This is a genomic window from Planctomyces sp. SH-PL62 (assembly GCF_001610895.1).
GTDB lineage: Bacteria > Planctomycetota > Planctomycetia > Isosphaerales > Isosphaeraceae > Paludisphaera.
On sequence record NZ_CP011273.1, the window covers coordinates 360,236 to 386,294 of the forward strand.

General features: G+C 71.0%; 14 protein-coding genes and 1 tRNA gene. 6 read left to right on the top strand and 9 right to left on the bottom strand.

What is annotated here, in order from left to right; genetic code table 11:
• Window positions 1-17 precede the first annotated feature (17 nt).
• Genes VT85_RS01415 through VT85_RS27270 form a run of 3 tightly spaced genes read right to left on the bottom strand, consistent with a single transcriptional unit; the run spans window position 18 to window position 7,443 of the window.
• Window positions 18-395, bottom strand: coding sequence for a hypothetical protein (locus tag VT85_RS01415; RefSeq protein WP_068409528.1), 378 nt, complete (start codon window positions 393-395; stop codon window positions 18-20).
• Entirely contained in the window at window positions 392-1,594 is a 1,203-nt protein-coding gene (locus VT85_RS29575; RefSeq protein WP_068409530.1) for a hypothetical protein, read from the bottom strand. Before VT85_RS29575 ends, VT85_RS01415 begins: the two co-directional genes overlap by 4 nt.
• Entirely contained in the window at window positions 1,591-7,443 is a 5,853-nt protein-coding gene (locus VT85_RS27270; protein ID WP_068409532.1) for a hypothetical protein, read from the bottom strand. The genes VT85_RS29575 and VT85_RS27270 overlap by 4 nt, the downstream gene beginning before the upstream one ends.
• 395 nt (window positions 7,444-7,838) lie before the next feature.
• Here VT85_RS27270 and VT85_RS01430 point away from each other — a divergent pair, with 395 nt between their 5' ends.
• Entirely contained in the window at window positions 7,839-8,000 is a 162-nt protein-coding gene (locus tag VT85_RS01430; protein ID WP_197491031.1) for a hypothetical protein, read from the top strand.
• On the opposite strand, the gene VT85_RS29580 is transcribed toward VT85_RS01430, so the two are convergent.
• Window positions 7,975-9,399: a hypothetical protein gene (locus tag VT85_RS29580; RefSeq protein WP_068409536.1), complete on the bottom strand. Its 1,425-nt coding sequence runs from the start codon at window positions 9,397-9,399 to the stop codon at window positions 7,975-7,977. The two genes, VT85_RS01430 and VT85_RS29580, sit on opposite strands and share 26 nt — an antisense overlap.
• A gap of 1,070 nt (window positions 9,400-10,469) precedes the next feature.
• Between VT85_RS29580 and VT85_RS01440 the strand changes: the two genes are divergently transcribed.
• From VT85_RS01440 to VT85_RS01455, 4 genes are all read left to right on the top strand, one after another.
• Window positions 10,470-11,387 carry a hypothetical protein gene (locus VT85_RS01440; protein WP_068409538.1) on the top strand — a complete coding sequence of 306 codons (918 nt, stop codon included), beginning with the start codon at window positions 10,470-10,472 and terminating at the stop codon, window positions 11,385-11,387.
• 196 nt (window positions 11,388-11,583) lie between these two features.
• Window positions 11,584-13,161 carry an arylsulfatase gene (locus tag VT85_RS01445; RefSeq protein WP_082858899.1) on the top strand — a complete coding sequence of 526 codons (1,578 nt, stop codon included), beginning with the start codon at window positions 11,584-11,586 and terminating at the stop codon, window positions 13,159-13,161.
• Window positions 13,162-13,698: 537 nt separating this feature from the next.
• On the top strand, window positions 13,699-13,827 hold the full coding sequence (locus tag VT85_RS29585; RefSeq protein ID WP_255376971.1) for a hypothetical protein: 129 nt from the start codon (window positions 13,699-13,701) through the stop codon (window positions 13,825-13,827).
• Between the two features lie 1,241 nt (window positions 13,828-15,068).
• Entirely contained in the window at window positions 15,069-15,296 is a 228-nt protein-coding gene (locus VT85_RS01455) for a tautomerase family protein (protein ID WP_068409542.1), read from the top strand.
• Window positions 15,297-15,644: 348 nt separating this feature from the next.
• Here the strand turns inward: VT85_RS01455 and VT85_RS01460 are convergent.
• The 3 genes from VT85_RS01460 to trxA form a co-directional block, all read right to left on the bottom strand.
• Window positions 15,645-15,731: transfer RNA gene (locus VT85_RS01460), tRNA-Leu, on the bottom strand.
• A 58-nt stretch (window positions 15,732-15,789) separates the two neighbouring features.
• The gene (locus VT85_RS01465) at window positions 15,790-16,521 is read right to left on the bottom strand and encodes a phosphoribosylanthranilate isomerase (protein ID WP_068409544.1); all 732 of its coding nucleotides are present in this window, start codon (window positions 16,519-16,521) and stop codon (window positions 15,790-15,792) included.
• A 39-nt stretch (window positions 16,522-16,560) separates the two neighbouring features.
• Window positions 16,561-16,896: a thioredoxin gene (gene trxA, locus VT85_RS01470; RefSeq protein ID WP_068409546.1), complete on the bottom strand. Its 336-nt coding sequence runs from the start codon at window positions 16,894-16,896 to the stop codon at window positions 16,561-16,563.
• Window positions 16,897-16,997: 101 nt separating this feature from the next.
• On the opposite strand from trxA, the gene cax reads away from it, so the two are divergent.
• Window positions 16,998-18,308, top strand: coding sequence for a calcium/proton exchanger (gene cax, locus VT85_RS01475; protein WP_197491032.1), 1,311 nt, complete (start codon window positions 16,998-17,000; stop codon window positions 18,306-18,308).
• 79 nt (window positions 18,309-18,387) lie between these two features.
• Here the strand turns inward: cax and VT85_RS01480 are convergent, their stop codons facing one another.
• Complete coding sequence (locus VT85_RS01480) at window positions 18,388-21,969, bottom strand: hypothetical protein (protein WP_068409548.1); 3,582 nt, start codon at window positions 21,967-21,969, stop codon at window positions 18,388-18,390.
• Between the two features lie 321 nt (window positions 21,970-22,290).
• Window positions 22,291-25,911 (bottom strand): PAS domain S-box protein, encoded by a 3,621-nt coding sequence (locus tag VT85_RS01485; protein ID WP_068409550.1) that lies wholly within the window; start codon window positions 25,909-25,911, stop codon window positions 22,291-22,293.
• Window positions 25,912-26,059: the final 148 nt, after the last annotated feature.

A 26,059-nucleotide genomic window follows, 5' to 3' on the forward strand; every position in this document is an offset into this window, starting at 1 on the left:
ATCGGAGGATCGACGCGTTAGACGTTGGTGATGGGGCCGTGGATGTCGTTGTCGGCCGTGGACGCCACGTTGAAGGCGACGGTCGTGTTGCGCTTCGTCGACCCGGCGGTGGTGAGAAAGAGCCCGCCGCCGACGCCCTTGCCGTTGGTCCCGTTCACGCCCAGGAACCCCCCGGAACCGGCGGAGCCGCCGATCGCCGAGTTCCCGGCGAAGAACGCGCCGATGGCCGCGTCGATCAGGTCGATCGCGGCGTCGGCCGCGACGTGGACGCCGCCGCCGTAGGCGTTGCCGCCGTTCCCACCGATCCCCTTGAGGCCCACGCTCCCGCCGTTGCCGCCGCGAGCCGTGTTGGAGACGACCGAGCCCCCCTTGTACGTCATTCGGCCGGCGGTCACCGCGATGCCGCCGCCGAGGGCGTCTCCGCCGTTGCCGCCGTTGCCGCCGGTCCCGCCGGTGGCCGCGTTGCCGCCGTTGCCCCCCTGCGCGACGTTCGCGGAGACGGAGCCGCCGGTGACGGAGGTCGTGGCGCCCGAGGCGAGGCCGCCGCCGGTCGCGGCGCCGCCGGCGCCCCGGCCATCCCCGCGCCGCCGCTCCCCCCCGAACCGCCGAGCGCCTGGTTGTTGCCGATGTTCGTGGCGTCGATCGTCGCGACGCCCGAGAGGACCGCGACGCCGCCGCCGGTCGCGGCGCCGCCGGCGCCTCCGGCGTTGATCGTCCCAGCGCCCCCCGCGCCGCCCCGAGCGGCGTTGAAGCTGACCGTGAACCTGCTGAGGGTCAGCCCGCCCCCCTGGCGGAGCCCGGTCGCGAAGAGGCCGCCGCCGGTCGCCGAGCCGCCGGCGCCGCCGGTCCAGCCGCTGCCGCCGTTGCCGGCGTTGGCGTTGCCGAGCGACATCGAGCCCCCCGCCAGCGTGATCGAGCCCACCGAGGCGACGGAGCCGCCGATGGCGTCGCCGCCGTCGCCGCCGTCGCCGTCGACGCCGCTGCCGAAGCCTCGGCCGCCGTTGCCCGCGTTGCCGCCGATCGCGTTGTCGAGGAGGAAGCTGACGGTGGTCGCGGTGAAGTTGAAGGCCGCGTTCAGGATCGCGCCGCCGGTCGCGGCGCCGCCGTCGCCGCCGTCGCCGCCGTTGGTCCCGCCGCGAGGCGATGGCCCGCCGTCGCCCCCCTTGCCTCCGTTCCCGCCCGTGGCCTGATCGCTCGTGAACGAGCTGGGGGCCGCGAGGGTGAAGCCGTTCCCCTGGTTGGCGATCGCGCCGCCGCCGGCGGCGCCGCCGTTCCCGCCGTCGCCGCCGTCGCCCCGGATTCGCGGGTCGCCGCAGTAGGCGCCGCCGGCCCCGCCCGCGCCTCCGTTGCCGCCGTTGGCCTGGTCGTTCGTGAACGTCGCCTGCGTCCCGATCGAGAAGCCGGCCCCCTGGTTGAAGATCGCCCCTCCGATCGCCGAGCCGCCGTCGCCGCCGTCGCCGCCGTTGCCGCCGACGCCGGGGTCGTTGTGGCCGGTGAAGAAGGTGAAGCCGCCGTTGCCGCCGTGATCGCCGCCGGCGCCGCCGGCGCCGCCGTTCGCCCGGTTGTTGAGCAGCTTGTAATAGGCCGGGATCACGAAGTTGGAGGCCGAGTTGTCGAGCGCGCCGCCGCTGGCGTCGCCGCCGTCGCCGCCGTCGCCGCCGTTGCCCCCGAGGACGCCGTTGGCGTTGCCCGCGCCGGTCTGGCCGCCGTTGCCGCCGCCGAGGCCCCCTTGCCGCCGGCGCCGCCGTTCGCCGAGTCGCGGGAGAGGGCGTCGAACCTCGCCGCGATGTTGAAGATGGTCGTGTAGAACGGATTGATCGGGTTGCCGCTGGCGACCGCCGTGACGACGTCGCCGACCACGAGACGCAGCGGAGTGACGTCGACGACCGGGTGGTTGTAGATCGCGCCGCCCCGGGCCGATCCGCCGTCGCCGCCCGCGCCGCCGTTACCCCCGGTTCCGCCGTTGGCGTTCTTGCCGGCGGTGATCCCGCCGTTGCCGCCGCCGGCCCCGCCCGCCCCGCCGGCCCCGCCCGTGGCCGAGTCGTCGGTGAGGAGCCCGAGGCTGATGTTCAGGTTGACCCGCTGGTAGATCGAGACCGGGACGACGTTGGCGACGCCGATGTACTCGGTCGGGAAGGCGTTGCTCAGGGTGCTGAACTTCGCGATGAGGAAGCCTTCGCCCGTGTTGTCGACGGCCCCGCCGGACGCGGCGCCGCCGTTCCCCCCCGCGCCGCCGTTTCCGCCGGTCCCGCCGTCCGCATTGCCGACGCCCAGGTTCTGGCCGCCGTTGCCGCCGCCGAGTCCCCCCGCGCCGCCGGCCCCGCCGGTCGCCGTATCGCTCACGAGGTTCGTGTCCGAGATGATCAGATTGGCGACCGAGACGTTGAACAGCGGGCTGTACGGTGGGCTGGCGACCCGACCGGCGACGACCACGCCGCCGGACTTGACCATCGTGATCGAGCTGAAGTCGGCGATGGTGAAGCCGTCGCCGCCGGGGAAGTTCGAGCTTCCCTCGCCGTCCTCGCTGCTTCCTCCGTTGCGGATGGCCCCGCCGATGGCGGCGCCGCCGTTGCCGCCGCCGCCGCCGTCGCCGCCGATGCCGCCGTCGGCGTCACCCGCGCCGCCGTTCCCGCCGCCGCCGCCTCCCGCTCCTCCGGCCCCGCCCACGGCCTTGTCGCCGGTGAGTTCCCGGATCGTGATGTTGGCCGTCCCGATCGAGATGTTGAGGCGATTCGTCGTGTAGGCGGCCACGGCCAGGGTGCTGAACTTGGCGACGATGAAGCCGTCGCCGCTGTTGTTGACGGCCCCGCCCGCGGCGTCGCCGCCGTCGCCTCCTCGTCCGCCGTCGCCGCCGACCCCGCCGTTCGCATGCAGGGTGGTCAGGGTGAAGCCGCCGTTGCCGCCGCCGGCCCCGCCTACACCGCCGGCCCCGCCGATCGCCGAGTCGTCCGAGAGCGTCGTGAGGTTGATGCTCAGGGAGTTCATGAAGACTTCGGGCCCGATCGCCGCGGCGTTCACGTTTCCGTTCCCGTTCGACGTATTCATCACGGTGCTGAAGACCGCGATGAGGAAGCCGTCGGCGCTGTTGTCGATCGCGCCGCCGTAGGCGTCGCCGCCGCTCCCGCCCCAGCCGCCGTCGCCGCCCAGGCCGCCTGGCGTGTCGAGGGAGATGGGCGCGCCGGGATTGGGCGTGCCGGGGTTCTGAAGGTAGACGCCGCCGTCGCCGCCGCCGGCCCCACCCGCGCCGCCGGCCCCGCCGACGGCCGAGTCGCCGGAGAGGTTGCGGACGGTCAACGTGGCGTTGTGGACGAAGAGCTTCTGGATCGACGACTCCGAATTGAACCTTCCGTCGACCGCGCTGAAGAGGAGCGAGCGGAAGCTCACGCCGTCGTTGTCGATCGCGCCGCCGAAGGCGGAGCCGCCGCCGCCGCCGCCGCCGCCGTTCCCGCCGCGTCCGCCGCGAGCCTGGCCGATCACGCCGACGCCGCCGTTCCCGCCACCCGCTCCACCCGCTCCCCCCGCTCCGCCCGTGGCCGAGTCGTCGGACAGGTCGGTCACGGTGACGGACAGGGAGAAGAGGTCGACGAGCGGGCTGGAGAAGGTCGGGCCGCCGGAAGATCCGCCGCCCGACCAAGGGGTCGTGCTGAAGACGGCCGAGAGGAAGTTCGCCCCGGAGTTGTCGACGGCCCCGCCGTAGGCATTGCCGCCGTAGCCGCCATAGCCGCCGTCGCCGCCGACCCCGCCGTCGGCGTTGCCGAGGCTCGCGGTCGCGCCACCGTTGCCGCCCCCCGCGCCGCCGGTTCCGCCGGCGCCGCCGATCGCCTTGTTCCCGGAGAGCGACCGGACCCCGACGCTCAGGAACGCGAGCGGGCTGGGGGAGGCGACGTCCTGCGTGGAGACGTTTGAATTCCCGCCTCGCCCGCCGGCGAGGGTGCTGAACGACGCGACGGTGAAGTTGGCCCCGGAGTTCTCGATGGCGCCGCCGGCGGCGTATCCGCCCGAGCCGCCGCCGCCGCCGTCGCCTCCGCGAATGTTGCTGCCGTTCGCGTTCCCGCCCGAGGTGGTGAGTCCGCCGTTGCCGCCGCCGGCCCCGCCCGCGCCCCCCGCGCCTCCTCGGGCCGTATTGTCGTCCAGGACGTTGTACTGGATCGAGAAGAACAGGCTGGACGCCAGGCTCTGGGCGAGCGCGATCGGGACCCCGACGTCGAGGGTCGGTGAGGTCTTCAGGGAGCTGAATCCCAGCACGGCGAAGGACGAGGCGGTGTTGTTGATCGCGCCGCCGAGGCCCGCTCCGCCGGAGCCGCCGTATCCGCCGTTTCCGCCCACGGGGCCGTTGGCCTCGGTGCCGATGAACGTCAACGAGCCGTTGTTTCCACCGCCGCCGCCCGCGCCTCCCGCGCCGCCGGTCGCCGAGTTCCCGTTCAGGAGATTCAGGAGGATGGAAGATCCGAGGGCCCCGGCACCCGGCGCGGGGCCGGCACCCAGCGGGGTGAACGCGGCGATGGTGAAGGTCGCCCCGGTGTTGTCGATGGCGCCGCCGAGGCCGTCTCCGCCGCCCCCGCCGTACCCGCCGTCGCCGCCGTTGGTGGTGCCTCGGCTGATGGCGCCGGTGAACGACTGGACGCCCAGGGTTCCGCCGGCGCCGCCGGCCCCGCCCGCCCCTCCGGCGCCGCCGGTCGCCGCGTTGCCGATCAGGAAGTTGAGGTTGGCCGGATCGAACCGCAAGCCGGGCGTCACCTGCCCGAACGGGCTCGGGATGCCGGCGGCCGGCGGGGCGATGTTGTAGACCAGGTTCGCGCCAGTGTTGTAAAGCGCGCCGCCGTGGCCGTCGCCACCCTCTCCGCCGTTGCCGCCGTCGCCGCCGTCGGCCGAGCCGCCGGCCGCGTTGCCGCGATAGGCCGTGACGCTGATCGAGCCGCCGAAGCCGCCGAGCCCTCCCGCGCCGCCGGCTCCGCCCGTGGCCGAGTTCGTGTTGAGCGGGCTGTTCAGGATGACCGCGCCGGCCGTCGTGTTGTAGATCGCCCCGCCGAACCCGTTACCGCCGGACCCGCCGTCGCCCCCCTTGCCGCCGAGGGCGCTTCCGCCGGACGCGTTCCCCGACTGCGCGAGGATGGCGATCGAGCCGCCGAAGCCGCCGAGCCCGCCGCCGCCGCCCGCCCCGCCGACGGCCCGGTCTCCCGTGAACAGGCTCGCGGTCACCGCGAGGCCCGAGCCCGAATTGTAGAGCCCGCCGCCGCGACCGTCGCCGCCGAGTCCCCCCTTGCCGCCGACGCCCGCGTTCGCGCTCCCGAGAGTGAATCCAAAGGGAACGTCCCCGATGTTGATGATCGCGCCCGTTCCGCCGAGCCCCCCCGCGCCGCCGGCTCCGCCCGTGGCCGAATTGTTCGACAGCGTGCTGGAGATGATCCGAGGCCCGGCTCCTGAATTGAAGACGGCACCGCCCGAGCCGTTCCCGCCCGCGCCGCCGGCTCCTCCCGCACCTCCCTGACCGCTGCTGAACGGGATGCTGATGAGGCTGGCGACGAGGCTCGCCGCGCCCCCCGAGCCGCCGGCCCCGCCGGTCGCCGCGTTCCCGCTCAGGTCGCTCAACTGGACGAGCAGGTTGGCCCCAGAATTGAAGACGAACCCGCCGGAGCCGTCGCCGCCGCGACTGCCTGCGCCCCCCGGCCCGCCGACGGCGACCACGAAGGGGGTCGCCAGCAAGCTGCCGAACAGGCTCCCCAGCCCGCCCGAGCCGCCGGCCCCGCCGGTCGCCGTGTTCCCGGTCGCGCCGGTCACGGCGAGGATCTGGAGATTGCTCCCGGTGTTGTAAAGCGCGCCTCCCTGGCCCGCGCCGCCAGTTCCGCCCGCGCCGCCGGCCCCTCCCGTGACGACGATCGCGGGGTTCTGGTTGGTGGGGGTCGTCGAGATGCTGCTCAGAATGCCGCCCGATCCGCCGCCGCCGCCGGCCCCGCCGACCGCCGCGTTGGTCGTCACGACGGAAGACGCCGGGATTGCGAAATTATTGACTCCGTTCCAGATGCCGCCCCCCTGGCCCGCGCCGCCGGCTCCTCCTCGGCCCCCCGACGCTCCCAGGACGTTCGCCGGGGTTCCGACGACCACGCCCCCGATAAAGCTCGCCGAGCCGCCGTCGCCCCCCCGGCCGCCGGTCGCGACGTTGCCGGTGAGGGTGAGGATCGCCGAGGCCTGCGCCAGCACCGCCAGCGCCGCGGGCGAGGCCGAGGGCGTCCCGACCGCCGTCGAGAACGTCACCAGCGAAGCGGGATTGAACAGGCCGCCGCCGACGCCGGCGCCGCCGGCCCCGCCCAGGCCGCCGTTGGAGCCGTTGGCCGCTCCCGCGTTCACCTTGATGTTGAGCGCGCCGCCGGCTCCCCCCGCGCCGCCGGCCCCGCCGGTCGCCATGTTGCCGGTCAGGCTCACGGGCAGGGAGAGGACCAGCGAATTGGGGATCCGGGATCCGCCGACGTTATAGATGCCGCCCCCCGCGCCCACGCCGCCGGCCGCGCCGTTGCCTCCCACGCCAGACTGCACGCCGGGGTTGATCGCGGCGGGCTCGGGCGAGGTGTTGATGAGAAGGCCGAAGCCGCCGCCGGTGCCGCCGGCCCCGCCGGCGCCCCCCGTCGCGGCGTTCGCCAGGAGCGTGGAGGCGGAGACCGTCGCGGACGCGGCGGCGTTGAACAGGCCGCCGCCGAGTCCGTCGCCGCCGCTCCCGCCGTTACCGCCGTCGCCGTTCCTGGATAGCTGGGTGCTTCCGTCGAAGATCAGTACGACGCCCCCTGATCCGCCCGTCCCCCCGGCCCCGCCGGCGCCCCCCGTCGCGACGTCGTTCGAGAGAGTCGAGCCGGCGATCGCGAGGAACGACCCCGAGTAGAAGATGCCGCCCCCCGCGGCCCGGCCGCCCGCGCCGCCGGTCGCACCGTCGGCGGCCGTGGTGCCGCCGTTCACGGCGAAGTTGCCGGCGCCCCCCGCGCCTCCGGCCCCGCCCGAGGCCGCCAGGGCCGAGGACGTGGCGATGGTGCTGTTGGACACGGCGAGCGGTCCGTTCACGACGTAGAGACCGCCGCCGGAGGCGTCGCCGCCGATCCCACCGACCCCGCCCGCGCCGCCGTTGCCGACGGAGAGGGTCTTGAAGTCGAGCACGGTCAGACCGTCGTTCGCCGCCGAGCCGCCGCCGCCGCCGCTCCCCGCCGCCCCGCCGACGGCCTGCGACCCGCTCACCTGATCGCCCGCGAAGTTGACGCCCCGGCCCGAGACGAAGACCGCCCCGCCCCGGGCGTCGCCGCCGTCGCCCCCTCGTCCGCCCGTCCCCGCGGCTCCGCCCAGCCCGCCGATGCCGTCGATGATGGGGTTGTCCGTGATGGTCGTCGTCGTGGTGACCTTGGTCTCGACGTGGGTCCCCACCGGCACGAACAGGCAGAAGTCCACGACGACGGTGATGTCCACCTTGACCGCGACCGTGATCGTGATCGTGTCGAGGATCTGGGCCCCGAAGCCCCCGGCCCCGCCCGAGCCGGCGTTCCCCGCGGCCCCCCGGCGCCCCCGAGCGCCTGGGCCGTGGCGAGCGTCGATCCGGTGATCGAGACGAGGCTGGCGCTCGTCTCGTTGTTGGAGACGTAGACGGCCCCGCCGTCGGCCCGGCCGCCGACGCCGCCGGCCCCCCCGCGCCTCCGGACCCGCCGTTGCCCCCCTTGCCGCTCCGGTCCGCGGCCTGGACGACGAAGTCCAGGCCCGAGGCGCAGTCGGTGCAGACCTCGCCCGTGTCCCGATCGCGGATCTCCTGGACGCCGTTGGCCAGGACGAAGAGGTCGCAGACCTGATTGGCGTCGGCCCCGACGCTGATGTCGACGTTCACGGTGGCGTTGACGGTCAGCGAGAAATCGAAGCCGCCGCCGCCGGCCCCCGCGTTCCCGCCGGCCCCCGCATTCCCGCCGGCCCCGGCGATCGCCTGGTCGGAGGTCATCTGGGACGCCGCGATCAGGACCGAGCCGCCGGCCGAATAGATCCCGCCGCCGAGGGCCGCCCCGCCGGCCCCCCGGCGCCCCCGATCCGCCGCTCCCGCCGTGGCCCCCCGCCCCGTTGATCGGGTCGGCGGAGGTGTTCACCGTGAACGAGATGGCGATCTCGAACCGCGTCCCCGAGCCCCCCGCGCCGCCGGCTCCCCCGCGCCTCCCCGGCCGCCTGCGCCCCCTCGCGCCAGGTCGGCGGAGACGATGCTCCCGGTCGCCGCGAGGTTCCCGCTCGCGACGTAGATCCCGCCGCCGAGGGCCGCCCCGCCGGCCCCCCCGCCCCGCCGTTCCCGCCGCGGCCCGCGTCGCCGCCGTTCCCCCCCTGGCTGTTGCCGCTCTTGTCGGCGATGTTCGCGGAGAGCGAACCCGAGCCCCCCGCGCCGCCGACGCCGCCGGCGCCGCCGAGCCCTCCCGGGCCGCCGACCGCCTGGTTCGAGGTGACGAGGGTGCGGGTGACCGCGAGCGTCCCCCCCGCGAAATAGATCCCGCCGCCGAAGCCCGCGCCGCCGGCTCCGCCGCCGCCGGCGTTGGCGCCGTTCCCCGCGTCGCCGCCGTTCCCGCCCGCTCCGGCCGTGGTGAGCGTCAGCGAGCCGTTGCCGCCGTTCCCGCCGTTGCCGCCGGCTCCCCCCGACCCGCCGGGGCCGCCGTACGTCGCGTTCGAGGCCAGCGTGCTGTCGATCAGCGTAAGATCCCCACCCACGAGGAAGATGCCGCCGCCGAACGCCTGGCCCCCCGCGCCTCCCGAGCCGCCGCCGCCGCCGCTGGTCCCGTTCGTCCCGTTCCCTTGCGTGCTGCTGACCCCGTTGGCGCCGTTGATCCCGGCGGCGCCGATCGCGCCCGGCGCGCCCTTCACCTCGTTCGAGGCGAGGATCACGTCCGTCAGGATCAGGTCGGCGGAACTGGCGTAGACGCCGCCGCCCCGGCTGCCGTGCGGCGAGCCGCTCGTGGCCCGGCCCTGGGTGATCGTCAGGCCCGCGATCGAGACGTCGATCAGGGCGCTCGCCGAGACCCCCGGCGCCTGCGACGGCGCCACGTCGAAGATCCGCGAGTTCAAGCCCGCGCTGATCGTCAGGCGGTTCGATCCCGGGCCGATGATGGAGACGCTGCGGGAGATCGCCAACTCGCCGGTCGTCAGCGTGATCGTCCGGCCGACCAGGGCGTTGTCGAACCGGATCGTGTCTCCCGAGGCCGCCGCCGCGATCTGCGCCCGCAACGAGCCCGGCCCGCCGTCCCCGACGTTGGTGACGATCAACGTCGACAGCAGGGTCCGATCCTCCAGGTCGAGCAGGATCGGCCGGAATCCGCCCGCGCCCCGGACGCGGGCCCGGCGACGGCCTCCTCGAGGAGCCTTCAACGAGCCGTCCCGCCGTCGCTGCATCACGCAATCGGACATCGGAGGTTCTCCTTGTGACCTCGGCCGACACCGGCCGAACCGCTGCTCGTCTGGCGACGCTCGCCTTCCGTGGATCGACCGACTGGATGCGGGCGGAGCGCATGCGCGACCGTGCGCGACGCTCGGTTGATCGTCGGGTGACGGATGGGAGGCCCGATGCACGCCCGGCGCGATCTGGGCTTCCCGACTTGGAGGGGCCTGATCGCCCCCAGGCGAACGGTCGTGGACGGTCCTGAATCGGGCGTTCGTCACGCGAGCGACGTTTACGCGCCGTGTTCGATCGAGGCGGTCGGACCGCCGTCGAAACCGCAGTCTTGGGGATGCGTCCTTATGAGAAGGAAAGCGGCATTTGTGGGATAACAGGACATCCATAGGTCAGTACGTATACCTGTTAGGCATATGCGAGTGCTCAGTAAATCGTTGGGGGCGCGTCGAGTCAAACAAAATCCATCTTTTCTTTTGAGACGCACTGTTTTTGTTGGTTCGCCACGAATCCGAACGAAATAAAGAAGTCTACGCGCTCGCACGCACGGTCTTGTGGATGAGACTCTCCACGGGGGCGCTCCGGTCGATCGCTTCGGAATCCGCGGTTTGAACGCCCCCCCGGCCGTAGGAAGGCGGCTCGCCGGCCCGTCGGCCGAATCGGCGTCCAATCGAGATATTTTGAATCCAAGCAACTCAGAAAGCCTTCGTGCGGCCGCTCGTCGAGTTCTATCCGACGTTCGCCGCTCGGTTTCCAACTTACAGCCTCTTGACAGGAGGCTTTGGTATTGCAATTGTGCATGTAAAGGTGGAAAGGCGGGGTTCCGAGCTTGAAGTCGGAACCCCGGCCCGTGGGGTTCCCTCGGCGCGGATCGCATCGCCGAAGTTGAGTATCACGGAAGGGATTCCCGCCGCGGATTCGCGGGCTCGGCCGGCGTCGCACTCTCCGTCTCCCCTTTCGAGTCCAGGATGGTCGTCGCCAGGAAATCTTCCGGCCTGAACGGGCCCTTGGGAGCGGGCTTGCAATCGCGGGCTCGCGGGGAGCGTCATCGATGATGGGCATGCGATTGGTCAGGAATGGATTGGCGATGGTTTGCGGGCTTCTGGCGTCCGGGGGCGTGCAAGGCGGGTCGTTCACGACCGTGGAGGTGCCGGGCGCCACCTCGACGACCGTCGACGGCGTGAACGAACGAGGGGGTTCGGTCGGCACTTATGCGGTCGGCATGAGCTCGCGCGGCTTCGTCCGTCGGGCGGACGGCGCGATCACGACTTTCGACGTGGCGGGGAGCCTCTCGACGTATGCCAGGGGGATCAACGACGGCGGGACCGTCGTCGGCCATTACGACTCCGGCCTGGGGACGGGCGGCTACACGCGCGGCGTCGACGGGACGATCGCCACGTTCGTCGTGCCGGGGGCGGCCGCGACATTCGGCGCCGACGTCAACAACCTCGGGCAGATCGTCGGCACGTATTCGATCGGCGGGGTCTTCGACTTCCACGGCTTCATCCGCGCGGCGGACGGGAACTTCTCCACGTTCGACGTGCCCGGGGCGTCATGGACGTACGCGGAGGGCATCAACGACCAGGGGCAGGTCTCCGGGTTCTACTTCGACGGGATGGCGTTCCACGGCTACCTCCGCGCCAGCGACGGGAGCTTCACCAGCTTCGACGTGCCGCAGAGCATGTCGACCTTCGGGGGCGGCCTCAACAACGCAGGCTCGTCGGTCGGATACTCGGTCGTCAGCATCTTCACCAGCAGTGGGTTCGTGTCCATCGCCACCGGCCTCGTCAGGAATCCCGACGGTACAATGACGAGCGTCGTCGTCCCGGGGAGCGCCTCGACCTACGTCGCGGGGATCAACGACCGGGGCCAGATCGTCGGGAACTACGTCGTGAACGGCGTCGCGCGCGGATTCATCACCGCCGTCCCGGAGCCCGGCGGCGGCACGCTGCTCGCGACCGGAGTGCTGGGGCTCCTGATGGTCAAGCGACGTCGTCGATCTTGACCGGCCGCCGGCGGGAGAGCGATCGGGCCGAGCGCCCGCTGTCGGCTTTCGTTCGCGTTCATCGGCGGGATCGACAATAATCGACGCGTCTCTGGGCTGAGCGAACGTCGGCGCGGCCACCGGCCGTCGGAGGTCGCGACATCACTCGCCTCGGATCGAGGAGAGCTATCCCATGCGTCCCGTCTTCCGTCGGTACATGGTCCTCGCCGCCGCCGTCTCCGCCCTCGGCGGGTGGGCGGCGCCCGTCGCATCCGCTGGGCAGGGGGCGAAGGCCCCCCAAAAGCCGAATATCCTGGTGATCTGGGGCGACGACATCGGCCTCTGGAACGTCAGCCACAACAATCGCGGCATGATGGGCTACCGCACGCCCAACATCGACCGGATCGCCGCCGAGGGCGTGTCGTTCACCGATTACTACGGCCAGCAGAGCTGCACGGCCGGACGCGCCGCGTTCATCGGTGGGAACGTGCCGGTCCGCACCGGCATGACCAAGGTCGGCCTTCCCGGCGCGAAGGAAGGCTGGCAGAAGACCGACGTGACCGTCGCCACCGTGATGAAGAGCCTGGGGTACGCCACCGGCCAGTTCGGCAAGAACCACCAGGGCGACCGGGACGAGCACCTGCCCACGATGCACGGGTTCGACGAGTTCTTCGGCAACCTCTATCACCTGAACGCCGAGGAGGAGCCCGAGAACCGCGACTATCCCAGCAACCTGAAGATGGCCGACGGCAAGTCTTTCCGAGAGACCTACGGCCCTCGCGGGGTCCTGAAGTGCAAGGCCGACGGCAAGGGCGGGCAGACAATCGAGAACACCGGCCCGCTGACGAAGAAGCGGATGGAGACGATCGACGAGGAGACCCTCGCCGCCGCGAAGGACTACATCGCCCGACAGAAGGAAGCCGGTCGGCCCTTCTTCTGCTGGTGGAACGCCACCCGGATGCACTTCCGCACCCACGTCAAGGCCGAGAACACCGGCATTTCCGGCCCGAGCGGCGACGAGTACCACGACGGCATGGTCGAGCACGACCGCCACGTCGGCGAGCTGCTCAAGCTCCTCGACGATCTGGGGATCGCCGACGACACGATCGTCTACTACTCCACGGACAACGGCCCCCACTACAACACCTGGCCGGACGCCGGCACCACTCCGTTCCGCAGCGAGAAGAACTCCAACTGGGAAGGCGCTTACCGGGTCCCCGCGTTCGTCCGCTGGCCGGCCCGATTCCCCGCCGGGACGACCCTGAACGGCCTCGTCGCCCACGAAGACTGGCTGCCGACCTTCGCGGCGGCCGGCGGCGACCCGGACATCGCCAGGAAGCTGAAGGACGGGGTCGACCTGAACGGCCGCCGCTACAAGAACATCATCGACGGACATAACATGCTCGGCTACCTGAGCGGCGAGGTGAAGGACTCGCCGCGCCAGGACTTCTTCTACGTCAACGACGACGGCCAGGTCGTGGCGATCCGCTACCAGGACTGGAAGACGGTCTTCCTTGAGAATCGGGCCAAGGCGTTCGAAGTTTGGCGAGAGCCGTTCATCGAGCTTCGCGTGCCGCTCATCTTCAACCTCCGACGGGATCCCTTCGAGAAGGCCCAGCACAATTCCAACACCTACAACGACTGGGTCCTCGACCACGCGTTCGTCATCGTCCCCTTGCAGCAACTGGCCGCCAACTTCCTCATGAGCATGAAGGAGTTTCCGCCGAGCCAGTCGCCCGGCTCCTTCAACCTCGAGAAAATCCAGAAGATGCTCTCCAATCCCGGCGGCGGCTGATCCCCAGGCGCGACCACCGACGGCCGAGCTCCCTCCGCCGTCGGATTTCCGAGTGGGATCCCGCCGATCGCCCGGGCGGATCGGAAGTGGAGACGCGTCGCACGTTTCTGGTGGGGGCTGCGGTCTAGCCCGAGGCCAGGCCGACGGCGATCCCCTACCGTCCTGGAACGACGGCACCGCGAAACTGGCGATCCTCGCGTTTATCGCGAAGGCCTCGAGCGGGGACTCGCCGGATTTCGTCGCGCCGGAGGGCCGCCTCGCCGTCTGCGACAACGGCGGCACGCTCTGGTCGGAGAACCCGATCCCGTTCGAGGCGACCCTCACGCTCGACTCGGCGCGGGCGCTGAAGGCGGCGCGGCCGGACCTGGCCGACGCGCCCGCCCTCCGCGCCCTCACGTCCGGCGACAGGGGCGCGCTGGTCGCGGCAGCCAGGATTTCACGCGCATTTGGGCGAGCAAGCTTCACGGCATCCTGCCCGAGCAGGTCATCGGGAGGATCTTCAAGACGGTCCACGACCTGAAGGACGATCGGCCGACCTTGCCGATCCAGCCCGAAATCGCCCTGAACGACGACAAGGCCGGCAAGCCGGTCGCGATCCACCAGATGATCGGCCGGAAGCCCCTTGTGCGCCTGCGGGAGCAGGGCGTCGAGCCGATCGACGATTGAGGTGGGTTAGGTGGCTCTCTCCGGCCGCAGCTCCAGAGTCTCGAGGATGTTCCCGGCGACCTCGGCCGCGCGGGCGATCGGTCCGTCGAGGCGCGGCGTTCTCCCGAATCCGCAAAACAAACTTGACACGTATGCTTTGTATCGCAAATCGAATGTGGTTCGTTTTTCGTGTCGGGCTTTGTTTCGCAAAGGTGATGTCGCCAGAACGGCTGGCTTGAACGTCGCGGGCAGCAACCCAGGCGATTCGACTCGGGGCGATCGACGCCCCCCTCCCCGGCTCGACATCATCGTCGTCTGCGTGCAGCGATACCGCCAGGGGCACGAGGCCCACTTTGTGCCGCCGATCACGGGCATTCATCTGGCGGCCTTGACCCCCCCCCGGCTATCGCGTCCGGGTTTGCCACCAGCAGATCGAGCCTGTCGATTTCGACTCGGAGGCGCATCTGGTCGCGCTCTCCTTCTTGAGCGGGTTCGCGCCCGAGGCTTAGAGCCTGGCCCGTGAATTCAAGAAGCGCGACAAACGGGTCGTAGCGGGAGGGCCGCACGCCATCCTCGCCCCGGATGAGGTTTTGAGATGTTGCGACAGCGTCGTGATCGGCGAGGCCGGATCGCGCTGGGCGGAAGTCCTGGCCGACGCGGAAAACGGCCGGCTCCGCAACCGATTCAGGGCAAGGCGCTGCCTTTGGGCGGCGTCCCCCGCCCTCTCTATGATCTGCTCCCGCGAAGGTTCTTCGTCCAGCGCGTCGTCCAGGCGACTCACGGCTGCCCGTTCACATGCTCTTTCTGTACGGTCCCGACCCTCAACCCCGGCTTCCGTACGCGCCCCGTCGCGGAAGTGGTCGAGGATATCAAGAACGACCGATTCCGACACCGGTGGCCGCGCAAGGTCGTCTGGTTCTGGGACGACAACCTGCCGATCAAGCGCAGCTAAATCAAGAGCCTTCTTACCGTCATGATCCCGTTGCGGAAATGGTGGTTGACTCAGGCGAGCATGGATATCGCCGACAGGGATGGCGCGCATGGATGTGTGGGTTGAGCGGTCTTGCGCGTCGGGGTTGATCGATTACCTTCGTGACGTCCGTCGGATTCGGGTTCGCACGCCGCGGGCGGGGCCGGCGTTTCGATGCGGCGATCCTACTTGCGATGACTCCTCGCTCTTGCCATGATCTGATGTTGACGGAATCCAGACGTATTACGAGTGAGGATCTGTTGGCTGGCTTGACGCCGAGGAAGGAGTAAGCATGCCCTTCGCTCATGTAAGGGTCATCGAGGGAGTCTTCTCCGAGGACGAGAAGCGGCAGATCATCGCGAAGGTGACGGAGGCCCTGGTGTCCGTAGAAGGCGAGAGCCTTCGAGACAAAACCATGGTCATCATCGAAGAAGTTCGGAGTGGGGACTGGGGCATCGGTGGGATGCCGCTGACGACGGCGGCCGTGAACGAGCTGAGGGCCGGAACGTCGACGCGCTGAGGCCGCCGAATCGGTGGGGTTCCCGAGCCCGACCGATCGCTCCAGCGACCCGCCTCGTCGCAGCGCGTTCGGGTATCCTGCGACGCGCTCGGCGGGCCGGGCCGTCGAACTTCCTCGTTCGGCGGCTGAATTCGACGTCGCCGGCTCGACTTGCCGCGGGCGACGCTTCGAGGCCACGGCGACCGGCGACCGCCGCGGAGCCTTCTCCGCCGTCACGGCTCAACATGGTGGTCCACTCGGCCAGCCATGGTCGTTCGGCGGCGCTCCCCTCGCCCGTTGGCGGAGAAAGACCGTCGACCCAACAAAAAAAGGCTTGCGGCTCATGCGAGCCGCAAGCCTTTTCGTAAGTGCCGAAGAGAGGACTTGAACCTCCACGGGCATGGTTAGCCCACTAGGACCTGAACCTAGCGCGTCTGCCAATTCCGCCACTTCGGCTTCGAGAATGTCGAACGTGCGATTGGTGTCGCACGTCGTCAGGTCGAGGGGGATTGTATCACCCTGATCGGGGAGAGTCGAGAGGGTAGTGCGGGAACTCGCGCGAATTCATCGCGGGGCGGAGGGCGCGGACCAGGTTGCGGACCTTGGCGGGGTCCTTGCGGCCGGGGGCGGATTCGACGCCGCTGGCGGCGTCGACCATCCAGGGGCGGACGAGGGCGGCGCGGGGGGCGACGTTCTCCGGGGTCAGGCCGCCGGCGAGCATCAGTCGGGGGATCGGCGGCAGGTCGTCCAGCAAGGAGGCGGAGATGGTCGCGCCGGTGCCGCCGAAGGCCGAGGGCGACCAGGCGTCGATCAGGACGGCGTCGGGACGGCGGCCGAGTTCCTCGGCGCGTTCCAGGTAGGCCGACATGGCGGCGACGGCCGAGGCGTCGCGGAGGCGGAAGGCCCGGATCAGGAAGAAATCGGCCAGCTCCGCGAGGTCCTCGGGGGGCTCGTCGCCGTGGAGTTGGACGCGCGACAGCCCCAGCGCCCGGCAGGTCGCGGCGACCTCGGCGGGGGGGCGGTCGACGAACAGGCCGACGAAGGCGTCGGCCCGATCGCAGGCGGAGAGGACGGCTCGGGCGCGATCCGGGCTGGCGAACCGCGGCGAGGGGGGGTGGAAGTTCAGGCCGATCCAGTCGACCCCCGCCGCCAGGCAGTCGACCGCCTCGGCGGGCTCGATCAGCCCGCAGACCTTGATGCCGGGGGTCTCCCGGAAGGCGGGCGCGGCGGCGAGGGGGTGGGACATGGGGCGTCGGGCGCTCCGCTCGGATCGGCCAGGCTCGGGTCAGGCCTCGACGCCCAGCTTCTCGAGGGCGTCCTTGAACTTGTTGAGCGGGTTGACGCCGACCAGGCGGTCGACTTCCTTGCCGCCGTGGAAGACCAGGACGGTCGGGATGGCCGAGATCCGCAGGCCGCCCGGCGTGTCGGTGTTCTCGTCGGTGTTCAGTTTGCCGACCTTCACCTTGTCTCCGAACTCGGCCGCCAGCTTCTCGATGGTGGGGGCGAGCATGCGGCAGGGGCCGCACCAGGGCGCCCAGAAGTCGACGATCACTGGGGTCGTGGAATCGAGTACTTCCGACTTCCAGTTGGCGTCGGTAAACTCCTTCACGCTGTCGGCCATATTCTTGTCCCTCGCTGCGATGCATTCGAATAGAGAGGCTGGGTGGATTCCCATGAGCCTACCCGGCTTCCGGCGTTCCCGAAAGATGGAGGCATTATAAGTTGCGGCAAGCGCGAGTCAACCAGTCGGGGGGCGGGGGGGGTGGGGGCGCCGGGGGGGCCGAGGCGGGCTCGCCCTGGTGGGATTTCCTGGACCCGAGGGGGGGGAATTGGCTGACGATCTTGCTGCTGGCCGTCCCGGTCGCGGTCGGCCTGAGGTTCGCCGGCGCGGGGCCGATCTGGCTGTTCGCGGCGGCCTGCACGGCGATCATCCCGCTGGCCGGGCTGATGGGCAAGGCGACCGAGAAGCTGGCCGAGCGGCTGGGGCCGGGGATCGGCGGGCTGCTGAACGCGACCTTCGGCAACGCGGCCGAGCTGATCATCGCGATGTTCGCCCTCTTCAACGGGCTCGACGCGGTGGTCAAGGCCTCGATCACCGGCAGCATCATCGGCAACATCCTGCTGGTGATGGGGGCGAGCCTCCTGGCCGGCGGCCTGAGGTTCGAGGTCCAGCGGTTCAATCGTACGGCGGCCGGGGTGGGGGCGACGATGCTGGTGCTGGCCGCGATCGGGATGCTCATCCCGGCCATGTTCCACGCCCTCCCCGAGGTGGCCGCCGCCGGCCCCTTGCTCGAGCACGAGCTGAGCGTCGGGGTCTCGATCGTCCTGCTCCTGACCTACGGGGCGCACCTGGTCTTCAGCCTGCGGACCCACAAGAGCCTGTTCAATCCCGAGCCTTCCGGGGCGTCTCCCCAGCCGGAGGGGGACCACGGCCCTTACTGGAGCACCACGAAGTCGGTGGCCGTGCTGGTGGGGGCGACCCTGTTCATCGCCTGGATGAGCGAGATCCTCGTCGGCGCGGTCGAGGGGGCGAGCCATACGCTGGGGATGAACGCGGTCTTCGTCGGCGTGATCGTGGTGGCGATCGTGGGGAACGCGGCCGAGCACTCGACGGCCATCCTGATGGCGATGAAGAACCACATGGACCTGGCGGTGGGGATCGCGATCGGATCGTCACTGCAGATCGCCCTGTTCGTCGCCCCGGTCCTGGTCCTGGCGAGCTACCTGCGGGCCGAGCCCATGGACCTCCTGTTCACCGAGCTGGAGGTCCTCGCGGTGCTGGTCTCGGTGGCCATCGCCCGGATGGTCGCCGAGGACGGCGAGTCCAACTGGCTGGAAGGGCTGATGCTCCTGATGGTCTACGCCCTGCTCGCCCTGGTCTTCTTCTTCCTCCCCGGCCGGACCGGCTCCCACCCCCACGGCGGCGGACCCGAGGAAGCCCCGCCGGCGGCCTTCGCCCCCAGCTTCGGCGTCCCCCGGCCCGTCGTGGAGCTTCCGCGACTCGAGCCCCCGACCTTCGCCGCCCACGCGTAGCCGTAAGGCCGGCACCCCCCTGCCCTTCAGCCCCCGCGCGGCGATCGACTCGCCCGCCGCGCGGGAGGCTTCCGGTCGGTCAGCCCTGTTGAACGGCCTTCCCGTTGGGAGCGGTGCGCCGGAAGGCGCGCGAGTGTCTCCACCGACAGGTCGGCCCTTCGTGCCCGTCGCGGCAGTCGCAACACCCGGGGGCGTCCTGCGCGGGCAGACCGTCGACCACCTCGCCGTCCACCGCCTGCCGCAAGGCCACGCGCATGACGGGGTCGTGCATCAACTCGGTGGCGATGTGGCGGCCGAGGAGCCGGTAGAGGCTCATCCTGGCGGGGGTGTAGAACTGGTCGACCGGGTCGTCGTCCGGGAAGTCCGAGCTGCGCGATGCGAGCAAGAGTCCGTCCCCCTCGTCGCCGGTGAGCGTGGGACGTAGATAGGCGAGCAGTCCCTTCTCTCCGCCCGGGTAGATGATCTGGGCGAAGACGTAGTGCTCCTGGGCGATCCTCCCGAGCCTCTCCTTGTCGTCCGTTTGATCGGGGGCCGCTCCGCCGTCGCCGTTTCCTCGCGCGGCCTCCGGCGGCAGGGTCGACCTCCTCCACCGCCACTGCCGCTTTCGCTTCGCTTTGTCCTCCCCGCCTTCGGAGGGGTCCGGCCTGGAATCGTAAGGGAGGACGAGGTCGAGGCCCACCGCCCGGCTGCGTTCGCAATCTTTTTGAGGACCCCCGCAGTCGGCGATCGAGCCGTCCTTCAGCCACTCGCGGTAGGCATGCGAGTTGAGGAAAGGCCCGACCTGGACGCCGTCGACCCCCGCCTGCTGGAGGACCTGGATCAAGGCGTCGAACCGCCGCTCGGCGGGCGTCCCCCGCTCTTCCTGGCCGCAATCCGAGACGAGGATCAGCGAACAGCGGCGCTGGAGGAGGACGTAAAGGCCGAGGTTCTCCACGTGCGCGCCGTCGGTGAGCATGAACCGGCTGTCGCCGTCGCAGTCGACCCCCAGCGACTGGCTGGCGTGGAACTTGAAGCTCTCGATCGGCGACCGATTTTCGTACTCGTTCGGCTTGTGGGCCCAGTACCCGGTCTGGACGTTCAGAAGGTGCAGCAGCGCCGAGAGGGCCGGGTTGGCGATGGTGCCGGGGGCGAGGAACGCGCCCGAGGTCGCCACGATGTTGCCGATGTCCAGGTGATTGCGGCGCGAGAACGGCTCGCGACGGCCGTTGCGAACCCAGTGCCCGGTGGAGCCCGACCCCGAGGCGATGGGCGAGAAGGTGAAGATGTGTCCCGGCAGGTCGGGCTCGTCGCCCAGCGAGCGATTCCCTTCCTGGGTCGCGTTGATCAGCAGGAACGGCGCGCGTCGCGACGGATCCGGGGCCGGGGGGCCGCCGGGGGGACGCCAGCCGCGATATTTGCGGCCGGTCTGATAGAGCCAGCGTTTGTTCTCGACGTCGCCCGTCGGGACCCAGCAGTCGATGACGTGGCCCCGGTAGAACTTGTGGAGGGCGAACGAATTGACGTCCACGGCGCAGCACAGGAGCCAGAGGATCCCCGCCACGACGAAGATCCGGATCCGGGTCCACTGGTCCTCGGTCCAGACGACCGACGCGAAGGCCACCCGGTCCCGGCGGTCCCTCATGAGGCTCCCCAGGTAGAGATTCAGGGCGAGACGGTTGTTGCTCCGAATGGCGGCCTGGATCGCGGGCCTGGACCTCGCGGCCTCGGGGAGCGAGGCGAGGGCCACGGCCCGACGTCGGTAGAGCTCGTCCAGCTCGCGATACTTTCTGGCGCCGTCGAGCGACTCCCGCGCTTCGGGCGGCGCCGCGCCGGTCGGGACGAGGAGGTGGAGTTCGGGCTCGCTCAGCACGGAGTCGGCGATCGCGAGGGCGAGCTTGGAGTCCTTCCAGTGCAGTGTCGAAAGCAAGTCGTAAAGCTGGGCGGCGGACGGGGTGACGTCCTGCCGGTCTTCCCGCCAGTCTTCCCGCCAGGGGGCCGGCGCGCTCAGTCCCACCAGGGGGCCGACGAGGCGGACGATGCCGGAAAGGGATTCCTGGGCGCCGATCTTCGCGTTCAGGACCTGCTCATCTTCGAGACGGTGGCCGGCGGCTGTCCGCGCTTCCATCAACCGGCGGGCCAGCTCCCGCCAGGGGGATTTCGAATCCGGCTCGTCCACGTCGGCGTCCCGCGCGATCTGATCCCACGCCGCGGTCGAGTTCCGGAAATCCGTCGGGTGCATGGCCGCGTCGGGGAGGAATTCTCGCCAATCGATGTAGCCCGAGATGTTCTCCCGCGCCATCGTGCTGAAGATGACGAACACCACCAGGAGGACGAAGCCGTAGCTGCACAGGAAGATCACGACCCGGAATACGGGCTCCCACCCCCAGGACCGGGAGCCGCCGCCGACGGGCTCGCGACGCGCCGACGCCTCCTCGACCTGTCGGACGCTCCGGAACAGGTCCCTCGGGAAGATCAGACCCACCGAGGCGACCCCGAGCGCCACGCAGGCCGCCGCGTACAGCTGGTCTCCGAGCCGGTTGTACCAGCGGTCGGCCTCGGCGACCGCCGCCGTGGTGGCGAGGTCGGCCTCCGAGCCGAAGCCGATCTCGAGATCCCCAGTCGAGATCAGCGCGGCGAAACAGGACAACGCCGTCAACAGGGGGATCAGGAGCCCCGCGCGGAGCCCAAGCCAGCGGGCATGGGAGCCCCCCAGGGGCTCGTCTCGCTCGGGCTTGTCGAGGGCGGGTTTCGGCGGCCGGCCCGCCTTGATCGCACACCAGCGCGTGAGCCGCACCGCCAGGGCGATCAGGCCGAAGACGAAGACCGGCACCACGAGAGCGGCCAGGAAGCCGGCGTGGACGCGGAACGGGAGCGTCGCCTTATCCACCGGATACTCGCCCCCGCAAAACCAGACGGTCACGGAGTAGCCGCCGATGAGGAGCACACTGCCCCCGAACCAGATGAAGAGTACGAGCCCTCGCCACCGTCCCGGCCTGGTCGTATCGAACCAGTAGCCCACCACGAACACCCAGAGGGCGAGCCAGAACGGCGCGAAGCCCCGCGAGAGGTCGCTGTTCAGACCCAGGGCGCTGCAGAACCGCCTGACGTCCGGCGCGTCGAAGATGCGCATCCCGAACGCCACCAGGGCGAGGCCCGCCACCAGGAGGGCCCCCGTCTTCAAGAGCTGGAACGCCATCCCCAGGAACCAGACCCCGAGGCCCCAGAGCCAGCCGGGGACCGTCTTGGAGGTCAACGGCACCTTGCCGAGCCACTCGTCCCCCGACTTCAGCATGGCCGTCGCCAGGTGACCGGCCGCGTAGCTCCCCCCCGAGACGCTGGAGACGTAGTCGATGTATTCGAGATGGCTGTGGTCGCCGGCCACCTCCCCCGTCGACTTCAGCGGCTCGGACGGCGGCGCGTACGCGAGGCGGTCCAACCCCTCCAGCAGGCCGAGATTGAAGCACGCCGATCGCACTCCCCCGCCCGACAGGCTCAACCCCGTCAGTTGCGTGTCCGTCTTCTCAAAACCAAGCCCCGCCTCCTCCCTGCGCTCGTGAATCTCGATCGCTTCCGCCCGCCTCAGGTCGCGCAGCTTGATCGTCCCGACAGGGATCGGATAAGGCGGTCCGACCGGGTCGGCGGCGTTGGTCCGCGGTCGATCCTGGGGCGTGGGGGTGGGCATGGCTTCGCCTCGCTCGGTGCCGGGCCTGCGCTGGGTCGTTGGGGGGGGGCGACGAATCGCCTCGAGGGGCTCGCTCCTTATCCTTATAACGCAGTCTGGCTTATTGTCTTACAAAAGATGGCCGATGGCGGTTCGATTTGTGCTGAACGATTGGTTCCGCTGCGCAGCTCGCGAGGTCCCGCAGCCTGGCGGCGCCTTTCAGGGCCGGTCCCGGGGCGTGCGAGGGCACGGAATCCCAACGCGGGATCGAAGGGGCGTTCCGATCCGGAATGCGGCTGCGTGGCGACGGCGACGGCACCGGGGCGGCGGCGCGACCGTCGGTCAGGCGCGGGGGGGCGGGTCGGCGAGGAGGCTTTCGAGTTCGGAGAGGTCGACGGGCTTGACGAGGTGGGCGTCGCAGCCGGCCTGGCGGGAGAGGGCGCGGTCGGCGGGTTGGCCCCAGCCGGTGAGGGCGACGACGAGGATGTCTCGGCCCCAGGGGGCCTCGCGGATGCGGCGGGTGGCGTCGTAGCCGTTGAGCCGGGGCATGCCCACGTCCATCAGGATCACGTCCGGGCGGAAGTCGTCGGCGGCGGCGACGGCCTCGACGCCGTCGTGGGCCGTGCGGACCTCGCAGCCCAGGATCCGGAGGATCTCGGCCATCGAGAGGGCCGAGTCGCGGCTGTCGTCGACGACCAGGATCCGCCTCGGGACGACGGCGGTCGCGGCGGTCGCGGCGGGGTCGGCCGTCGGGTCGGGCTCGGGCTCGGGTGAGACGGGGAGCCGGACGGTGAAGGTGCTCCCCAGGCCGGGGCCGTCGCTGGCGGCGTCGACCGAGCCGCCGTGCATCTCGACCAGGCCCTTGACCAGCGCCAGGCCGATCCCGAGCCCGCCGGCGATGCGATCGTCGCCGCGGTCCACCTGGGAGAACATGTCGAACAGCCTGGGGAGGGCGTCGGCCGGAATCCCGAGGCCGTCGTCGCGCACCGCGACCACCACTTGGCCGGCCTCGCGATGGGCCGAGAGCCGGATCCGGCCGCCGGGGGGCGTGTACTTGGCGGAGTTGGTCAGCAGGTTGCTGAAGACCTGGGCCAGCCGGGTCAGGTCGGCGTCCAGCCGGATCGGCTCGACGGGGAGGGCGACGGTCAGCTCGTGGCCGGCGGCCTCGATCGTGGGCCGGGCGGTCTCCACGGCGGTGGCGACGACCTCGTCGAGCGACACCCGGGCCCGCCTCAGTTCCAGCTTGCTCTGGTTGATCCGCGAGACGTCCAGCAGGTCGTCGATCAGGCGGACCATGTGGCCGAGCTGGCGGCCCATCATGTCTCGCGCCCAGGCCAGCGGGGCGGGGACCTCGGCCTGCCGCATCAGTTGCAGGCCGTTGCGCAGCGGGGCCAGGGGGTTGCGCAGCTCGTGGGCCAGGAGGGCGAGGAACTCGACCTTGCGGCGGTCCTCCTCGCGAAGTTCGGCGTAGAGCCGGGCGTTCTCGATGGCCACCGAGGCGACGTGGGCGAGCTGGACGAGGACCGCCTCGTCGGACTCGGTGAACTCCCCCTCGGACTTCTCGCCGAGTTCCAGGCGGCCGAGGATCCGGCCGTCGCGGCCGACGAACGGCACGTCGAGCCGTCCAACCCGTGGGCGACGCTCCCCGCCCCCGCCGGCGGCCGCCCCGTCGTGCGTCAGGCTGGTGACGGCCAGCTCGGCCCCCACGACGCGTCGGGCCTCGTCGGCGACGGCCTGGATGACGCCGTCGAGCGAGCCGGCGGCGTGGATGGCCAGCGCGGCGTCGGCCATCCGCCGGAGCAGTCGGGTGCGCTCGCGCTCGCGCTCGAGCAGGTGGGCGAGCCGGTCCGCGTCCCGCTTCCGGTCGGTGGCGTCGACGGTCACGCCGTCGAACCGGATCGGCGAGCCGTCGGGGCCGTAGGAGGCGCCCCCCAGGGCCCGGATCCACTTCACCGCCCCGGTGGCCGGGTCGACCGTCCGGTAGTCGACGTCGTAGGGGGTGCGGGTCTGGATCGCGGCCTCGATCGCGCGTCGGGTCGGCTCGCGGTCCTCGGGGTGGAGGCGGTCGTAGAACGTCTGGATCGTCACGCGGGCGTCGGGCGGCAGGTGGAAGTGCTCCTTGACGCGGGGGTCCCAGTCCAGCTCGTCGAACGGCAGGTCGGAGTACCAGAAGCCGACGCCGGAGAGGCGTACGGCGTACTCCACCCGCGCCCGGCTCTCGACCAGCGCCCGCGCGGCCTGGACGCGCTCGGTCACGTCGCGCGAGACGGCCAGTTGGTGGAATCCGCCCCCCTGGGCCGGCATCGGCACGGCCGAGGTCTCCATGTGGCGGCGGGTGCCGAGGCGGCCGACGAGCTCGAACTCCAGCGTCCCCGGCACGCCCCGGCAGACCCGCTCGTTGAAGGCGATGAAGGCGTCGCGGTGCTCCGGGGCGATCGCCGGATAGACGATGTGGCCGATCGCCGACTCCGCGTCGGCCTCCAGCATCGCCAGGCCGGCGTTGTTCATCTGGAGCAGTCGGCCCTCGGCGTCGACGAGCTTCACGCACTCGGGCGTGGTCTCGACGATCGCCCGGTATCGCGCCTCGCTGGCGCGGAGGCCACGCGCGATCCTCGCCCGCTCCAGGGTCTCCCAGCAGCGGTCGACGACCGTGCGCAGCAGCGTGACTTCCTCGTCGGCCCAGCGGCGGGGGCTCGCCTGGTGGACGGCCATCACGGCGATCAGCCGCCCCTTCTTGTGCAACGGGACGTAGATCGCCGCCCGGATCCGCGCCGTCCGGTACGCCTCGCGGCTGTCGCGGGTGGCGGGGTCGACCTCGGAGTCCTCAACCACGAACGGCTCGTTGGCCCGCATCCGCCGCCCCAGTTCGACCCCGAGGCCGTCCAGCGGACGGCGGCCGACGAGGCTGGGGACGCCCCGGACGAAGTCGCCGAGGACGTCGAGGATCGAGTCGTCCTCCACCTCGGCGTAGACGGAGCGGTCGGCGTCCAGGTGCTCGGTCAGGAGCCGCGCCGCGACCTCCAGGATCGCGTCCGGATCGGTCGACTCCTGCGACGCCTCCGCCAGCTCGACGAGGAATCGGAGCCGCCCCTCGCTCGCCCGCAAGGCCCGCTCGGCGGCCCTGGCGGCCGACACGTCGCGGGCGATCTTCGACGCCCCCACCACCCGGCCCTCGTCGTCGCGCATCGGCGACATCGTCGCCGAGATCTCGACGGTGCGGCCGTCCTTCCGCATCCGCACGGTCTCGAACGGCTCGACCCGCTCGCCCCGCCGCAGGCGCTCCAGGATCCGTTCCTCCTCGTCCAGCCGGTCGGGCGGGATGATCAGCGACGCCAGCGTCCGCCCGACCGCCTCCTCCCGCGTCCAGCCGAACAGCCGCTCGGCCCCGCCGTTCCACGACTGCACGACGCCGTCGAGGTCCTTGCTCACGATCGCGTCGTCCGACGACTCCACGATCGCCGCCAGCCGCGTCTGCGCCTCGTGGGCCCGATTTCGGTCGGTCACGTCGCGGAAGACCAGCACCGCACCCATCGCCGAGCCGTCGGCGGCGAACATCGGCGCGGCGCTGTCGTCGATCGGCCGCTCGGAGCCGTCCCGGGCGATCAGGATCGTATGGTTCGCCAGGCCCACGACGATCCCCTCGCGAAGCGCCCTGAGCGCCGGGTTCTCGACCTCCTCACGGGTGTACTGGTTGACGATCCGGAAGATCTCGGTCAGGGGCCGGCCCTCGGCCTCGGCGGCCGTCCAGCCGGTCATCACCTCGGCGATCCGGTTGAGGAACGTCACCCGACCCTGGGCGTCGGTACTGACCACCCCGTCGCCGATGCTCGCCAGCGTGATCCGCAGCCGCTCGCGCTCCGCCGTGAGCGCCTCCTCGGCTTGGTCCCTCGCCTTCAACTCGCCCCGCACGTCGCTCAGGGCCCTGGAAAGCCCTCCCGCCGCGTCGTCTCCGGCCGTCGTCATCGAGACCCTCCACCCTAGCCAAGCCGAGCCGGACGACGAAAGCCCTCGATCCCCACCCGCGGCCCCGAATTCTCTCCTACGTGTAAGTATAGCCATCCCTTCCCCAGTCGTACAAACCGACCGGGTCCGCTTTCCGTGCGATGTCGCT

Excerpts from the sequence above, each read along its gene's own strand:
- VT85_RS01485 (WP_068409550.1), bottom strand. The coding sequence starts at position 25,911 with ATGACGACGGCCGGAGACGACGCGGCGGGAGGGCTTTCCAGGGCCCTG.
- VT85_RS01465 (WP_068409544.1), bottom strand. The coding sequence starts at position 16,521 with ATGTCCCACCCCCTCGCCGCCGCGCCCGCCTTCCGGGAGACCCCCGGC.
- VT85_RS29580 (WP_068409536.1), bottom strand. The coding sequence starts at position 9,399 with ATGTCCGATTGCGTGATGCAGCGACGGCGGGACGGCTCGTTGAAGGCT.
- VT85_RS01440 (WP_068409538.1), top strand. The coding sequence starts at position 10,470 with ATGGTTTGCGGGCTTCTGGCGTCCGGGGGCGTGCAAGGCGGGTCGTTC.
- VT85_RS01455 (WP_068409542.1), top strand. The coding sequence starts at position 15,069 with ATGCCCTTCGCTCATGTAAGGGTCATCGAGGGAGTCTTCTCCGAGGAC.
- VT85_RS01480 (WP_068409548.1), bottom strand. The coding sequence starts at position 21,969 with ATGCCCACCCCCACGCCCCAGGATCGACCGCGGACCAACGCCGCCGAC.
- VT85_RS01430 (WP_197491031.1), top strand. The coding sequence starts at position 7,839 with ATGTCGACGTTCACGGTGGCGTTGACGGTCAGCGAGAAATCGAAGCCG.
- trxA (WP_068409546.1), bottom strand. The coding sequence starts at position 16,896 with ATGGCCGACAGCGTGAAGGAGTTTACCGACGCCAACTGGAAGTCGGAA.
- VT85_RS01445 (WP_082858899.1), top strand. The coding sequence starts at position 11,584 with ATGGTCCTCGCCGCCGCCGTCTCCGCCCTCGGCGGGTGGGCGGCGCCC.